The sequence below is a fragment of the Sphingobium sp. RS1 genome (assembly GCF_056156825.1).
In genome coordinates this window covers 731,875-746,590 of the sequence record NZ_JBLZXE010000003.1, presented here as the reverse complement: position 1 = coordinate 746,590, position 14,716 = coordinate 731,875, and the positions used below count along the sequence as shown (strand labels likewise).

Annotated in this window: 14 protein-coding genes; 6 read left to right on the top strand and 8 right to left on the bottom strand. The window is 63.0% G+C overall.

What is annotated here, in order from left to right:
• Positions 1-3: 3 nt before the first annotated feature.
• The 3 genes from ACNHGR_RS23300 (at position 4) to ACNHGR_RS23290 (ending at position 4,660) form a co-directional block, all read left to right on the top strand.
• Positions 4-1,566 carry an AMP-binding protein gene (locus ACNHGR_RS23300; RefSeq protein ID WP_475289309.1) on the top strand — a complete coding sequence of 521 codons (1,563 nt, stop codon included), beginning with the start codon at positions 4-6 and terminating at the stop codon, positions 1,564-1,566.
• Positions 1,567-1,668: 102 nt separating this feature from the next.
• Positions 1,669-3,801 (top strand): PQQ-dependent dehydrogenase, methanol/ethanol family, encoded by a 2,133-nt coding sequence (locus ACNHGR_RS23295; protein WP_475289308.1) that lies wholly within the window; start codon positions 1,669-1,671, stop codon positions 3,799-3,801.
• The gene (locus tag ACNHGR_RS23290; RefSeq protein WP_475289306.1) at positions 3,791-4,660 is read left to right on the top strand and encodes an amidohydrolase family protein; all 870 of its coding nucleotides are present in this window, start codon (positions 3,791-3,793) and stop codon (positions 4,658-4,660) included. The genes ACNHGR_RS23295 and ACNHGR_RS23290 overlap by 11 nt, the downstream gene beginning before the upstream one ends.
• Positions 4,661-4,721: 61 nt before the next feature.
• Here the strand turns inward: ACNHGR_RS23290 and ACNHGR_RS23285 are convergent, their stop codons facing one another.
• The 3 genes from ACNHGR_RS23285 to ACNHGR_RS23275 form a co-directional block, all read right to left on the bottom strand.
• Positions 4,722-5,795, bottom strand: coding sequence for a Rieske 2Fe-2S domain-containing protein (locus tag ACNHGR_RS23285; protein WP_475289305.1), 1,074 nt, complete (start codon positions 5,793-5,795; stop codon positions 4,722-4,724).
• 99 nt (positions 5,796-5,894) lie between these two features.
• A complete protein-coding gene (locus ACNHGR_RS23280) occupies positions 5,895-6,068 on the bottom strand; it encodes a helix-turn-helix domain-containing protein (RefSeq protein WP_475289304.1) in 174 nt (57 codons plus the stop codon).
• A gap of 1 nt (position 6,069) precedes the next feature.
• Positions 6,070-6,687 (bottom strand): cupin domain-containing protein, encoded by a 618-nt coding sequence (locus ACNHGR_RS23275; RefSeq protein WP_475289302.1) that lies wholly within the window; start codon positions 6,685-6,687, stop codon positions 6,070-6,072.
• Positions 6,688-7,122: 435 nt separating this feature from the next.
• On the opposite strand from ACNHGR_RS23275, the gene ACNHGR_RS23270 reads away from it, so the two are divergent.
• Positions 7,123-8,364: an MFS transporter gene (locus ACNHGR_RS23270; protein ID WP_475289300.1), complete on the top strand. Its 1,242-nt coding sequence runs from the start codon at positions 7,123-7,125 to the stop codon at positions 8,362-8,364.
• Positions 8,361-9,974, top strand: coding sequence for a glycoside hydrolase family 43 protein (locus tag ACNHGR_RS23265; protein ID WP_475289298.1), 1,614 nt, complete (start codon positions 8,361-8,363; stop codon positions 9,972-9,974). The genes ACNHGR_RS23270 and ACNHGR_RS23265 overlap by 4 nt, the downstream gene beginning before the upstream one ends.
• Positions 9,975-10,037: 63 nt before the next feature.
• Here ACNHGR_RS23265 and ACNHGR_RS23260 read toward each other — a convergent pair whose 3' ends face one another.
• Genes ACNHGR_RS23260 through ACNHGR_RS23250 form a run of 3 tightly spaced genes read right to left on the bottom strand, consistent with a single transcriptional unit; the run spans position 10,038 to position 12,733 of the window.
• Positions 10,038-10,931, bottom strand: a complete 894-nt coding sequence (locus ACNHGR_RS23260; RefSeq protein ID WP_475289297.1) for an SDR family NAD(P)-dependent oxidoreductase — start codon at positions 10,929-10,931, stop codon at positions 10,038-10,040.
• The gene (locus ACNHGR_RS23255; RefSeq protein ID WP_184274398.1) at positions 10,928-11,863 is read right to left on the bottom strand and encodes an SDR family NAD(P)-dependent oxidoreductase; all 936 of its coding nucleotides are present in this window, start codon (positions 11,861-11,863) and stop codon (positions 10,928-10,930) included. The genes ACNHGR_RS23260 and ACNHGR_RS23255 overlap by 4 nt, the downstream gene beginning before the upstream one ends.
• Positions 11,864-11,875: 12 nt before the next feature.
• A complete protein-coding gene (locus tag ACNHGR_RS23250) occupies positions 11,876-12,733 on the bottom strand; it encodes a beta-keto acid cleavage family enzyme (protein WP_475289501.1) in 858 nt (285 codons plus the stop codon).
• A 137-nt stretch (positions 12,734-12,870) separates the two neighbouring features.
• Here ACNHGR_RS23250 and ACNHGR_RS23245 point away from each other — a divergent pair, with 137 nt between their 5' ends.
• Positions 12,871-13,707 carry a helix-turn-helix transcriptional regulator gene (locus ACNHGR_RS23245; RefSeq protein WP_475289294.1) on the top strand — a complete coding sequence of 279 codons (837 nt, stop codon included), beginning with the start codon at positions 12,871-12,873 and terminating at the stop codon, positions 13,705-13,707.
• Positions 13,708-13,726: 19 nt separating this feature from the next.
• Here ACNHGR_RS23245 and ACNHGR_RS23240 read toward each other — a convergent pair whose 3' ends face one another.
• Both ACNHGR_RS23240 and ACNHGR_RS23235 read right to left on the bottom strand, forming a co-directional pair.
• Positions 13,727-13,990 (bottom strand): hypothetical protein, encoded by a 264-nt coding sequence (locus tag ACNHGR_RS23240; RefSeq protein WP_184274392.1) that lies wholly within the window; start codon positions 13,988-13,990, stop codon positions 13,727-13,729.
• 38 nt (positions 13,991-14,028) lie between these two features.
• Positions 14,029-14,700 (bottom strand): DUF4197 domain-containing protein, encoded by a 672-nt coding sequence (locus ACNHGR_RS23235; RefSeq protein WP_475289292.1) that lies wholly within the window; start codon positions 14,698-14,700, stop codon positions 14,029-14,031.
• Between the last annotated feature and the right edge of the window lie 16 nt (positions 14,701-14,716).

The window sequence follows — 14,716 nt, the reverse complement described above, 5'->3', positions numbered from 1 at the left end:
GGCATGCGTGCGATCGACTATTTCGACCGGGGCCATGATCTTGACCCCGAACGCCCCTGCCTGATCGACGCGGAGAGTGGCGAAACGCTAAGCTTCGCCTCGGTCAGGGCACTGACGATCAAGGTCGCCGCCGCACTCTATGCGGCGGGATTTCGCAACCAGCAGCCGATCGCGCTCTATGGTCCCAACAGCGCGACGATGATGGTCGCGCTGCTCGCCATCTGGCGCGCCAATGGACAGTGGGTGCCGGTCAACACCCGCAACGCCATCGACGCCAATGCCGCCTATCTCGACTATGTCCGCTGCGGCTGGCTCTTCTATCACAGCAGCCAGGCGGAGGATGTGGCCGCGCTCAAGGCGCGCGTCCCCAGCCTCACCCGCTTCGTCTGTCTCGACCGCGCCCATGACAGCGATCCCTCGCTCGATCAGTTTATCTGCGACAGCGAGTTGGACAGCTTGCCGGACTTCTCCGACCCCTTCGGAAAACCCGACGATATCGTCGGCCTCTTCCCAACCGGCGGCACTACCGGCCCGTCCAAGGGGGTGGTCGTCACCAATCTGGGCTGGGGCACGATGATCGAAACGCTGGCCTCATCGGTCGACGGCAGAACCGATTCACCTGTCTCACTCGTTGTCGCACCGATCACCCATGCGGCTGGGCCGGTCGCGCTTGCCACCCTGTCGCTGGGCGCGACGCAAGTGATCCTGCCGGGTTTCGACGCCGCCGCCGTGCTGGGCACAATCGCCCGTCATCGCGTCACCCATGTCTATATGCCGCCGACCGCGCTCTACAGCCTGCTCGATGCAGAGGAACTGGCACGTAGCGACACTTCATCGCTCAAAATCTTCCTGCTGGTCGGCTCGCCCGTCTCGCCGGAGAAATTACGGCAGGCGGTGGAGATATTCGGCCCCTGCCTCTGTCAGGCCTATGGCCAGGTGGAATCGCCGATGATCGTCACCTGGCTCTCGCCGGAGGATGTCGCAACGGCGGCATCGGGCGATCGCCCCGAACGGCTCGCCAGTTGCGGCCGGCCCAGCCGCTCCGTGCGGGTCGCGATCATGGGCGAGGACGGCGCACTGCTGCCCGATGGCGAGGCGGGCGAACTGGTGGTGCGCGGCGTTCTCGTCTCGCGCGAATATTATGCCATGCCCGAAGCCACCGCCGAAGTGCGCACCCATGGCTGGCACCATACGGGCGACGTCGCCCGGCGCGACAAGGACGGCTATTTCTACATTGTCGATCGCAAGAAGGACATGGTCGTCTCCGGCGGCTTCAACGTCTTTTCCGCCGAGGTGGAGGCCGCCGTCACCGAACTGGCCGCCGTGCGGGAATGTGCAGTCATCGGCATCCCCCATGAAAAATGGGGCGAGGCGGTCCATGCCATTGTCGTCGCCGACAATATCGGTGAGACTGAGATCATCTCCCATGCCAAGGCCCGGCTGGGCGGGGTGAAGGCGCCCAAAAGCGTTGCCTTCGTCCCCGCCATTCCCCGGACCGCCGCCGGAAAGATGGACAAGAAAGCCCTGCGCGCCGCCTATTGGACCGGCGCGCGGATGGTCAACTGAGCGATTTCTAGTCAAATGGCACATTTGACGGCTCGGCAATCGCGGCAAACACATGAACTGAGCGAGATGAGAACATCCGCTCAACAGATGGAGAGGAAGAGGATGCGGGTCGCGATTGCGCTGCTGTTGGGAACGAGTCTGGCCCTGTCGGCCTGTGGCAAGGGCACGAGCCAGGATGCGACCGCGCCATCCGCCTCCACCGGCGGCGTGGACGCCGCCCGGATCATCGCCGCCAAGCCCGCCGAATGGCTCTCGACCGGCCGCACCTATGACGAACAGCGCTTCAGCCCGCTGTCCGCGATCAATCAGGACACGGTCGGCAAGCTCGGCCTAGCCTGGTCCGCCGACATGGACACCAATCGCGGGCAGGAGGCGACACCGCTCTTCATCGACGGCACCCTCTTTGTCTCGACCGCATGGAGCATGGTGAAGGCCTATGACGCGCGCAGCGGCAAATTGCTCTGGTCCTATGACCCCGAAGTGCCGCGCGATACGCTGGTCAAGGCCTGCTGCGACGCGGTCAATCGCGGCGTGGCGGCATGGGGCGACATGATTTTCGTCGGCACGCTGGACGGCCGGCTGATCGCCATCGACCGCAAGAGCGGCAAGCCGGTCTGGAGCAAGGTCACGCTCGACCAGACCAAGAATTACACCATTACCGGCGCGCCACGCGTGGTAAACGGCATGGTCGTCATCGGCAATGGCGGCGCCGAATTCGGCGCGCGTGGCTATGTCGCCGCCTATGACGCCGATACCGGCGCGGAGAAATGGAAATTCTACACCGTCCCGGCCCAGCCCGGCACGGAAAAGGAACCGGATTACCTCAAGAAGGCCGCCGCCACATGGTATGGCGAATGGTGGAAACAGGGCGGCGGCGGCACCGTGTGGGACGCCATGGCCTATGACCCGGAGCTTGATCTTCTCTATATCGGCGTCGGCAATGGATCGCCCTGGAACCAGGCTTATCGCTCGGAGGGCAAGGGCGACAATCTCTACCTGTCCTCGATCGTCGCGGTGCATGCCAAGACCGGCGAATATGCCTGGCATTATCAGACCACGCCCGGCGACAGCTGGGACTTCACCGCCACCCAGCATATCATGCTGGCCGATATGGAGATGGGCGGGCAGAAGAAGAAAGTGCTGATGCAGGCACCCAAGAACGGTTTCTTCTATGTGCTCGACCGCACCAACGGGAAACTGCTGTCGGCGAAGAATTTCGTGCCGGTCAACTGGGCCAGCGGCATCGACATGCAGACCGGCCGGCCGATCGAAAATCCGGAAGCGCGCTATTACAAGACCGGCAAGCCCTTCATCGGCTCTCCCGGCGCAACCGGCGCGCATAGCTGGCACCCGATGGCGTTCGATCCCAAGAGCCAGACCGTCTTCATCCCCGCCAACCTCGCCGCCTTCCCCTATATCCCGGAGAAGGGGTGGAAGGCGAACAAGCTCGGCTTCAACGTGGGCGTTGATATCGCGGCGGCCGCCATGCCCGCCGACAAGGCGGTGCGGGATGCGGCGATGAAGGCGACCACCGGCGCGCTCATCGCCTGGGACCCAGTCGCGCAGAAGGAAAAATGGCGCGTCTCCTACAAGGGGCCGTGGAATGGCGGCTTGCTGGCGACCGGCGGCGATCTGGTGTTTCAGGGGACCGCCACCGGCGACTTCAACGCCTATGCAACCAAGGACGGCCGCAAACTCTGGTCCTTCCCGGCACAGACCGGCATCGTCGCCGCGCCGATCAGTTATGAACTGGACGGGCAGCAATATGTGGCGGTGATGGCCGGCTGGGGCGGCGTCTGGGCGCTGGCGCCCGGTATCCTTTCCGACAAGAGCGGACCCAGCCGCAACATCAGCCGCCTGCTGGTGTTCAAGCTGGACGGCAAGGGCACGCTACCTGCCCCGCCGCCGCTTAACGCCATGCCGCTCGACCCGCCGCCCTCCACTGCCAGCACGGCGGACATTGCGGCCGGTGGCGCGCGTTTCGGTCGCTATTGCAGCACCTGCCATGGCGACGCGGCGATCGGCGGCAGCATCGTCCCCGACCTGCGCCGCAGCGCGGCCTTGAACGACAAGGCGACATGGCAGATGATCGTGCATGACGGCGCATTGAAGGATAATGGCATGGTCAGCTTCGCGTCGATCTTCTCGGCAAAAGAGATCGAAGATATCCGCGCCTATGTCATCCACCGTGCCAATGAAGACAAGAAACTGGAAAGCGTCCCCAATGCCCGTTGACCCGACCAAGGTTGTTGCCATCGACGTCCATGTCCATGCCGAAGTGTCGTGCCACGACCCCGAAGACCCGGTGATGGCCAAATATTTCGACGCCGCCTCCGCTTACTTCAAGGCGGATCGCAAGCGGCCGACCATCCCCGAAACCATCGCTTATTATCGGGCGCAGAATATCGCCTTCTGCCTGTTCACCGTCGATTGCGAGAGCGGCATCGGGGCCAAGCGGATCAGCAATTATGAAGTGGCGGAACTGGCCGCGAACGACAGCGACATCGTCATCCCCTTCGCCTCGATCGACCCGCGCAAGGGCAAATATGGCGCGCGCGAGGCCCGCGATCTTGTCGAGAATTATGGGGTCAAGGGCTTCAAATTCCACGGCATCATGCAGGATTGCCATCCGGCCGACCGGGTCGCCTATCCCATCTATGAAGTGATCGCCGAATATAAGCTGCCCGCCATCTTCCACACCGGCCATTCCGGCATGGGGACGGGGATGCGCGGCGGCGGCGGCGTGCGCCTGAAATATGGTCAGCCCATATTGGTGGATGATGTCGCGGTCGACTTCCCCGACATGAAGATCATCCTGGCCCATCCCAGCTGGCCATGGACCGACGAGAGCCTGTCGATGGCGCTGCACAAGGACAATGTCTTCATGGACCTGTCCGGCTGGTCGCCAAAATATTTCCCGAAACAGGTGATCCAGTACGCAAATACCCAGCTGAAGCACAAGATGCTGTTCGGGTCCGACTGGCCGCTCATTCGCCCCGAAAAATGGATCGACGCCGCCCGCGAAGCCGGCTTCCGCGAAGAAGTGCTGCCGCTCATCATGAAGGATAATGCGGTGAAGCTGCTGGGCCTGTGATGGACGTTCGACACCGGCGGCGATGACGGGATCGGGACTATAGCAGCGCGCGGCATGATGTTCAGGCCACCGACAGGACGGCCTCCTGATCGCCCGCCTGTTCTTCGCGCATCAGCCTTTGCATCAGGCGCTGAAAAAGGATCAGGCCCTTGTCATGGACGGTCGGCATCGGTTGCCGGTCTGAATCGAGCGCGATGATGCGGTGCTGCTGCTCGATGATGCGCTTGTCTTCCAGAAAGGCCTGATTGAGGATCTGGCGCATGACCCCTGCTTCTTCGACGGTGCCGGTGCGTGCGCTTGGCCCCCAGGTATAGAAATAGCGGGTGGTATCCGCGGTCATCGGCGTAACGGCCTGCTGGGTATAATGTTCGTACAGCAGCGCAGGGTCATCCCATGGCGGCGCTACCCCACCATATCTGTCTGCCGTCCCGACAGGATAGAGCGCATTGTAGAAATGAAAAACACCCGGCACCAGATAATCGAGCTGGGCCCAATGATCGACGGCCTGAAAGCCCGCCGCCTTGCCCAACGGCGGGATCGGGGCGATGTCGCGCAGCCAGCGATCGATACGTACGCCGCGCCCGAGCGGGGATACTTTCGGCAGCGTCTCGGTCCAGTTCCGATCCGCGCCGAAACTCTGGCTGTGGACCCATGCCAGATGGCCAAGATCGGTAAGATTGTCGTTGATGAGTTGATAGTGGCAGGCATAGTCCAGCCGGTCCTCCGTCAGGAACCAGTCGGGATTGCGCAGGCCGTGCACGGGCGGGATGAGTGCCGGATCAGCCTGGTCGGCGTTTCCCATCCATAGCCATAGCCATCCGCTAGCCTCGATCACCGGATAGCGTCTTACGCAGGCCCGATCCGGGATCATGGCCTGTCCGGGTATCTCCAGTGCCCGCCCTTCGTCGCTGAATAGCATGCCATGATACATGCATCGAAGGTTGTCGCCTTCGATCCGTCCCAATGACAGCGGGGCCATCCGATGAACGCAACGATTTTCCAACGCGACCGGGGCGCCATTGGTCTTGCGGTAAAGAACGACCGGTTCGCCCAATATGGTAAGCGCGATCATCCCTTTTTCGTCCAGTTCGCTACTGGTCCCTCCGACATACCAGGCATTACGCAGGAACATCATCTCTCTCTTCCTGATTGTGGCAATCATCCTGCCACGCAAAGGGTAGCCTCGCGCGTCGTGCAGCGACTCCTTTTCAGGATCAGGGTGACATGGGCAGCATCAATGCCGGTACTGGTCGCGGAAGCATGTTGGCGAGCAACCGCGGCTCACCCTGAACGGCCGCGCGAAATGGCTCTGGTCGGCACAGTCCACCCGCCAGGCGATGTCACGGACCGACAGGCGCTGCCCTTCAAGACTGGCCAACAGGTTTTCCGCGGCGGCCAGACGCACCATGTTAAGGCGCCGGCCGAAGCTGACCCCTGCCTGCCCAGCCCCCGGTGCAGATGTCGAACGCTGATCGACAATTCTCCGGCGACCCGTGCGGGATCCAGATTCGGATCGGCATGCAGGGCATTGAGGACGTCCATCGCCCGATCTTCCAGCCCGCGCCGGTTCGCTCTACCGCCTGCCATGGCATCGTTGGCCAACATGCCGGCCCTCCCCCCAACTGATCCGCGATCGCCGTCAACAGACCTGCCAGCGGCCTTCCCCAGGGCGATTGCAGCCCCAGCGTCCGGTCGATCAGGCCATGCGCGGCAGGCAACCAGTCGAGCAACCATGTTTCAGGCATGCGCACTGTCAGGCAATCGCTGCCCTTCGGAAAATCCAGAACATAGGCGAACTGATTATCCAGAAGGACAAAAGTGCCCGGCGGCACGGCATCCGATCTATCGCCATGCCGGAACCGCATCGGGCCACTGCGGACAAACAGCAGTTCGAAATTGGGCAGGCCATCGCGCGCGATCATGTCCCTTGTCCGGGTAGCGGTCTGTGCGCTGCATCGCAGAAAATTCAGTTCGACCGGGCCGAGGCGATAGCGGGTCCAGCACGGAGAATTTCGGACCGACCTCACTTTGTATCGCCATTTCCGCAATATCCCGCCATATGCGCGCGGCCAATGCGCTCACCTGTGACCGGCCAGGCGCGGGCCGGGAACACCAGATCCAGTCACGCGCATCCTGCAGCATGGCCTAGCCCCCTTTCTGCTTCAGCCGGGCGCCGGGCGCCGGGCGCCTTGCCCGCGATTCTGCCCCTTCTCTCCTGGGCGGCCGCAACGACTTGCCGCTTCTTGCGGTATCGTAGCGCAATCTTCCGTCAGATGCGCCTGAAAAGCGGGCTGCTTCGCCAAGATGATCGCTGCGGCACGCAGGGAAACGGACAACAGTGTCGTCTTCGACTTTTGTTAAGTTAACGCTACCATTTTTCTTGAGAGGCGGTTACCTGTCGGCTTCCCGAGAAATCCTGCGCGCGCCGAAGCAGGGTCGGATGAGCAGGACAGGATGGACACATGACCCGCGCGATGCGCATCCGCTGGACGATCATTGGCCTGGTCATGGGCGTGATGATCCTCAACTATCTGTCGCGCAGCATATTGGGTGTCGCCGCCCCCACCATCATGGCGGAACAGGCTATTTCCACCGAGCAATATGGCTGGATTACCGCCGTCTTTCAGCTCGGCATCATGTTTCAGCCGCTGGTCGGCTGGCTGCTGGATTCGATCGGCCTTAAGATCGGCTTTGCGATTTTCGCCGGTCTGTGGTCGATCATCACCCTGTGCCACGGCTTCGCGTCGGGCTGGCTGGGTTTTGCCGCGCTGCGGGGTTTTCTGGGCCTGGCCGAAGGCGCCGGGCACCCCGGCAGCATGAAGGTCGTGGCCGAATGGTTCCCGGCGCGCGAACGCGGGCTGGCTGGCGGGCTTTATAATATCGGCGCATCCTTCGGTGCGGTATTGGCGCCGCCTCTCGTCGCGTGGGCGATATTGACGCATAGCTGGCGGGCGGCCTTCTTCGTTGCCGGCGGCGTCAGCCTGCTCTGGGTACTGGTCTGGCTGTTCTGGTATGCCCCGCCGTCCCGCCATCGTGCCATCAGCGCGCAGGAGCAGGCGGAGATCGCCGACGGTCAGGAAAACAGTCTCGCCGCGTCCGATCAGAAGCCATCGATCCTGTCGCTGCTGCGCCAGCGCAACCTGTGGGGCATTGCCCTTCCGCGCCTGCTGGCCGATCCGGTATGGGGCACTCTATCCTTCTGGATGCCGCTTTACCTGATGACGGTGCGGCACTTCGACTTGAAACAGATGGCGCTGTTCGCCTGGCTGCCGTTCCTGGCGGCAGACCTTGGCTGCCTGTTCGGGCCAGCCGTCGTCGCCCTGTTGCAAAGGCGCGGGATCGACCTGATCGATGCGCGGCGCGGCGCCTTCACCCTGGGCGCTGTAATGATGACGGGCATGGCAGCCGTCGGCTTCGTGGACAGCCCCTATGTCGCGCTCGCTTTATTGTCGCTGGGTGGGTTCGCCCATCAGACCCTGTCCGTTACCGTTATCACAATGGCATCCGACCTGTTCCGCAAGAATGAGGTCGGCACGGTCGCCGGATTGGGCGGGCTGGCCGGCAACAGCGGCGTGCTGCTCTTCTCGCTCGCCATCGGCCAGTTTGTCGACAGCATCGGCTATGCCCCCTTCTTCGCTCTCCTCGGCTGCCTGGACCTGCTTGGCGCCGCACTCCTCTGGACCCTGGTAAGAAAACCCGCATGACGCTCATCCAGAATCCCATCCTTCCCGGCTTCAATCCCGACCCGTCGATCGTGCGCGTGGGAGAGGATTATTATATCGCGACCTCGACCTTCGAATGGTATCCGGGCGTACAGATCCACCATTCGCGCGACCTGATCCACTGGCGGCTGGTATCGCGGCCGCTCGCCCGCGCGTCACAACTCGACATGCGCGGCGTACCGGATGGCTGTGGCATATGGGCGCCCGACCTGACCTATGCCGATGGCCGATTCCACCTGATCTATACCGACGTGAAACGCTATGGCCGGACCACGGTAGGTGGCGCATCCGGCGCGTCGCTACGCGACTTCCACAATTATTGGGTCCATTGCGACACCATCGACGGCGACTGGAGCGATCCGGTCCATCTCAACAGCAGCGGCTTCGATCCCGCCCTGTTCCATGACGATGACGGGCGCAGCTATCTGCTCAACATGCTGTGGGACCATCGCCCCGGTCGGAAGCGCTTTGCCGGTATCGTCATGCAACAGATGGATCTGACCAGCGGCATGATGCTGGGCGAACGTCGCATGATCTTCGAAGGAACCGATCTGGGCTTTACCGAAGGCCCCCACCTCTACAAGCGGGACGGCTATTATCATCTGCTGGTGGCGGAAGGCGGCACAGCGTGGAACCATGCGGTGACCATGGCCCGCTCGCGCAGCATCGATGGACCTTATGCGGTGCATCCCGATGGCCCGGTGCTGACCGCCAGGGACAAGCCCTGTTCGCCGCTCCAGCGGTCCGGCCATGCCGATCTGGTCGACCTGCCCAATGGCGAGACATGGATGGCCTATCTTTGCGGTCGCCCCCTGCCGGGGCGCGGCCGCTGCGTGATGGGGCGCGAAACCGCGATACAGCCAATGCAGTGGGGCGAGGATGGATGGCTGCGCACCATGGCAGCGGATGCCGCGCCAGATAACGCGCCACCCGCACCGAACCTGCCCGCCGCGCCATGGCCGGTCGCGCCGGAGCGGGAGGATTTCGATGGGGTCGCTCTCCCCCTTCCCTTCCAGTGGTTGCGCACCCCGCACCCCGACCGCCTGTTCAGCCTGACCGATCGTCCCGGTCATTTGCGCCTCCATGCGCGTGAAACGGTCGGCAGCCAGTTCGAGCAGGCGCTGGTCGCGCGACGGCAGACCAGTTGGCGCTATCGCGCATCCTGCCTGATCGATTGTTCGCCGCAGCACTTTCAGCAAATGGCGGGCCTTACCTGCTATTATAACAGCGGGAAGTTCCACTATCTGCACATCAGCCATGACGAGCATATCGGGCGCCATCTGCGCGTCATGTCGGTCCTGCCGGATTCGCCGCAGGGCGACGCGTTCAGCACACCGATTGCGGTCGGTGACGGGCCGATCGCGCTGATTGTCGAAGTCGACCATCATATGCTGCGCTTCGGTTATCGCATGGTCGAGGATGCGGACTGGACATGGCTGCCCGACCATTTCGATGCATCCATCCTGTCGGACGAGGCCAGCGCACCGGGTCTTCCCAATTTCACCGGTGCGTTTGTCGGTGTTGCGGCACAGGACATGGCCGGCACCGCGATGGTCGCCGATATCGACTGGTTCGACTATCGCGATCTGTAACCCACGAAAAAGCTGGCCGGACGCACCCCTTATTCGTCCGGCCAGAAGAGTATCCGGCAGGAATCAGCTATCGACCTTTTCGCGCTTTTCCCCACCCGGCACGCCATGAGCCACGCGCTTTTCATAATCGGGGTCATCTTCGGGCCGGGCGAGCGATGCCATGACCCGTTCGTGAATTTCCTCCAGCGTGCCGCGAAATTCGGGATAGGGCAGGATATAAAGCTGGTCCGCTTCCACCCCTTTCAGCACATATTGCGCCAGCACCTCCGGCTCCATGCCGATCGCGATGACCTGCTTGAGATGCGCCATCATATTGGGATCGGCGCCATAATAGCCGGTATCCTGTAGGTGCGCCGGGCGGGTCAGTACCGCTTCATGGATGTTGGTGTTGACCGCGCCGGGGCAGAGCATCGACACGCCGATACCATGATCCGCCAGATCCAGCGCCAGACATTCGGAAAGGCCCCGGATCGCCATCTTCGACGTGCAATAGATGCCCGTCCCCTTGAGCGCGACAAAGGCGGACATGGATGCCGTGTTGACGATATGGCCGCCATTGCCCCGCTCGATCATCCGCGGCACGAAGGTCTGGATGCCGTTGATGACGCCCTTCAGATTGACGTCCAGCTGCCAGTCCCAGTCATCATAGGTGGCGTTCTGGAGCGGGCCGAAAATCGACACGCCCGCCGTGTTGAACAGCAGTTCCACCGGCCCCAGCTTCGCCTCCACTTCATCAGCGGCGCGCGCATAGGCAGCGCGGTCGGTGATATCGAGCTTCACCGCCATCACATCATGCCCGCGCCCGTCGAACCAGGCCATCGCCTCGTCCAGATGGTCCTGTCGGATATCCGCGATCGCGACCTTGCAGCCGGCCTGGGCAAAGACTTTCGCCTGCCCCAGCGCCACACCCGATCCGCCCCCGGTGATGAAGGCGGTGCGTCCCGCTACCTGCGTCATGCGGCCAGCTCCTTTGCATTGCGGCGCGCCAACTGATCTTCGAACACCGGATTGCCAAGCAGGAAACCGATTTCCTTTGCCCGGTCCTGATTGATCGCCTCATCGGGAACGGAGGCCAGGATCGCTTCGAACCGGGTTTTCATTCCGGCGCCGAATTCGGGATGGGTCAGGATATAGAGGTCGTTGTTCCGGATGCCGGCCAGCACTCGTTCGCCGACTTCATCGGCACTCATCCAGAGCGGGGAGACGGGGCGCTGCTCCAGTTCCTCTTCCCGCTGGCGATAGCCGCTATCCTCGCGATATGCGGCCGGGCGCAGTTCGCCGCTATGGGCGATATGGCTCTGCACTGGCCCCGGCATGAAGGCCGACACGCCGATATTTTCCGCCGCCAGTTCGCCCCGTATGGCTTCGGAAATGCCCAGGATTGCCGCCTTGGCCGCCGTATAGATGGCCGAATAGCTGATCGGGATCAGCGCTGATTGCGAGGAGGTCGTCACAATCTGCCCGCCTTCTCCATGCGCCTTGATGCGCGGCAATATGGTGACGAGGCCGTTGATGACCCCGCCCAGATTGACCCCCATGCCCCAGTCCCAATCGTCGAAGCGCGCGTCCAGCACCGGCCCCATCACACCGACACCGGCATTGCCGATCAGCATGTGGATCTTCCCGAACCGCGCCTCCGCCGCGTCGGCGGCGCGAGCGAAAGCCGCGCGATCGGTGACGTCCAATTGCACTGTCTCCACCTGTGCGTCCGAACCAAGGTCGGCCTTCGCCTGTGCCAGCGATTCCTCGCGAATATCGGCGACCACCACATTGGCTCCGGCCTGTACCAAAGCACGGGCTATGCCCAAGCCGATCCCGTTCGCGCCGCCGGTGATGAAGGCAGTCCTGCCCTTCACATCGCCCATCGGCGCGGTTGCTGCCTGTGTCATCCTCTCTCTCCCTTATTGCTTCAGGCCCAGCATGGCCCGCGTTTCTCCGGCGCTGGCAATGTCACCGCCCATGCGATCGACCATCTCCACGGCCCATTGTACCAGTTCCGCATTGTCCGCTGCCATCCGGCCGCGCCGCAGATAGATGGTGTCTTCAAACCCGACGCGGATATGCCCACCCAGCAAAGCGGACTGCGCCGCCATCGGCAGGCTGTGTCGGCTGACGCCGAAGCCGGTGAAATGCGCCCCCCGCGGTATCTGGTTCTTTGCGTAGAGCATCGCCTCGGTCGTTGCCGGCAAGCCATATTTGGTTCCCAGAACGAAGGTGAAGGGCACATTTTTCGGGATCGCGCCCTTGGCCATCAGATCATCGGCGAAGACGAAGTCGCCTGCCTCGAAGCATTCGATCTCAGGCAGCACGCCGGCATCTTGGATCATATGCCCCATCTTGGTAATCATGGGATCGAGGTTGATCGCCACCCCGCCCCACAATTGCATGGTACAGATATCGAGCGTGCACATGTCGGGCTTCAGGTCGAGGATATGTTCCAGCCGCCGCTCGGCGGTGAACATCAAGGTTCCAGGGCCACAAACCGCCGGGTCTTCATCGCCCTGCATCCAGGTGCAGCCCGGCCCGGTGGTGACGTTCAGGATCACCTCATTATTCTTGGCGCGGATCAGTCCGACGACCTCGCGATAATCCTCCAACGCCTGCGACGGATCACCCGTCTCGCGATCGCGCACATGGACATGGATGATCGACGCCCCGGCCTCCGCCGCCGCCAGAGCTTCCGCCGCGACATGGTCCGGGCGAAAGGGAAAATTGGGATGTGACGGCATCGGTGAACTTCCCGTCACCGCGCATGTCACAAATAGCTTGCCAGCCAATATCGCTCTCCTGTCTAGTCTCGGCTATGTTGCCGATCGCAGACCCAAGGGTCTTGCAGAGGAGACGGCCCGCAAGAAGGCCGGTGGATGTCCCATTATTGCGAGTAACTGGATAAGGCATGGCACAAAGGGAAGAATTGTCGCGGTTCCTGAAAGCCGCCCGCGCCAAGCTGGCGCCTTCGGAAGTCGGACTGCCGCCGGGCGAGCGCCGCCGCACGCGCGGGCTGCGGCGCGAGGAAGTGGCGACGCTCGCCGGGATGAGCGTCACCTGGTACACCTGGTTCGAGCAGGGGCGCGAAGTGCAGCTATCCGCGCCGATGCTGGAGCGCCTCAGCCGCACCCTGCGCCTCAATCCCAATGAGCGCGAATTTCTCTTCGCCCTGGCCCAGCATCGCCCACCGCCACTGGCGCGCCGCCCGGACGAGACGATCCATGCGGGCACCCAGCATCTGATGGATGCGCTGACGATTCCTGCGCTGGTGATCGTGGAGGACTGGACCGTGATCGGCTGGAACCGCCTCGTTGCCCGCGCTTTCCGCGATTACAGCCAGATGCCGCGCGAGGAACGCAACCTGTTCCGCATCCTGATGCTGAACCCGCGCTATCGCGCCGATCCGGACAAGTTCCAGGATATGTGCCGCCGCCTGATCGCGCGTTTCAAATGGGATTACAGCCGCACCGCCCAGCCGGAGGTGTTCGAAGGCATCATCGCCGACATGATGGAGCAGTCCGAATTTTTCCAGCGCTACTGGCAGGATTCGGAAATCATGGCGCATTTCGAGGATACGAATATCGCCGACATGCCGGGCGTGGGCGAAATCATGTTCCGCCACACCAGCTATGCGATCGAGGAAGCGCCGGGCCAGCGCCTGCTGCTCTTCGCGCCGCTGGATGATGTCAGCGCCGCCCGTCTGGCCAAGCTGGTCGTGGAAACGGAGGCGCCGGCGCTCGTCTGAGCGCCAGCGCCTGCCGATATCAGTTGGTCTCGCGCTTCAGCCGCTCGGCGAGTGCTTCAATCTCTTCCGGATCGAGCAGCCAGGTGCGCGTCTTGCGCCCTTCGCGATGGACCGGCTGGGTCAGCAGGACGCGCGCCTGCGCACGGGCATGGTCCTTGTAGAGGCCAAAATGGACGGCGCAGTCGCGAATCGTGCCGATCAGCGGCGGCTTGCCGTCCAGGTCGATCATGGTCGCGGGCTGATCCCAAGGGATGCCGGCGACGCCGGGATATTTCTGTTCCATGGCGCTGCGTCACCATGCCAGGCCACGGAAATCAAGACTTATCGAAGAAGCGCCATCAGGATGGGATCGCGGGTCGCTCCCGGATCGCGGCGAATTTCCGCCTCTTCCCGGCCGATCGCGCGGAAAATGGCGTCGCCGATCTGGCCCGAGACATTATCCGCCATCGCGGCATAATCCTTGCCGCCGCTGGCGGCGAGGGCGACAGACAGCATTTCGAACATGTCGGAATGCAGTGCGCGCGACGCGCCGGGCAACAGCGCCTCCACCACCGACCCGCGGGCTTCCCGTGCCAGCAGGTCGGTCGCTGCTGTCGGCCCGCCCCGCAGCACCGACACGGCGTCGGCCAGGGTCATGCGCTGCACCGCGTCCATCACGATCGGCGCGGCATTGTCGGCCAGGTCGACCGCGACGTCGTTGAGCGCCATCGCCACCCGGTTCCGCACGGCATTGGTCCGCAGCAGGGCGGACAGCACCGCACCGCTTTTGCCCCCGCCCAGATCCGGCGGCGCGATCCGCGTCAGTTGATCGTCATAGAAGCCGCCCGGCTCGGTCAGTCGGGCAAAAGCACGCTCGCTGGACAATTGCAGCAACCGCCGCACCGCTTCCTCGACCGTATAACGGCCCATCGGCGTGGCGCACGCCGCCAGCGGCAGCAGCGCCAGCGTCGCGATCAGGCTGCGCCTGTCGGAATGGCCGATCGATTGTTCCATGACGCATCTCCCTTTT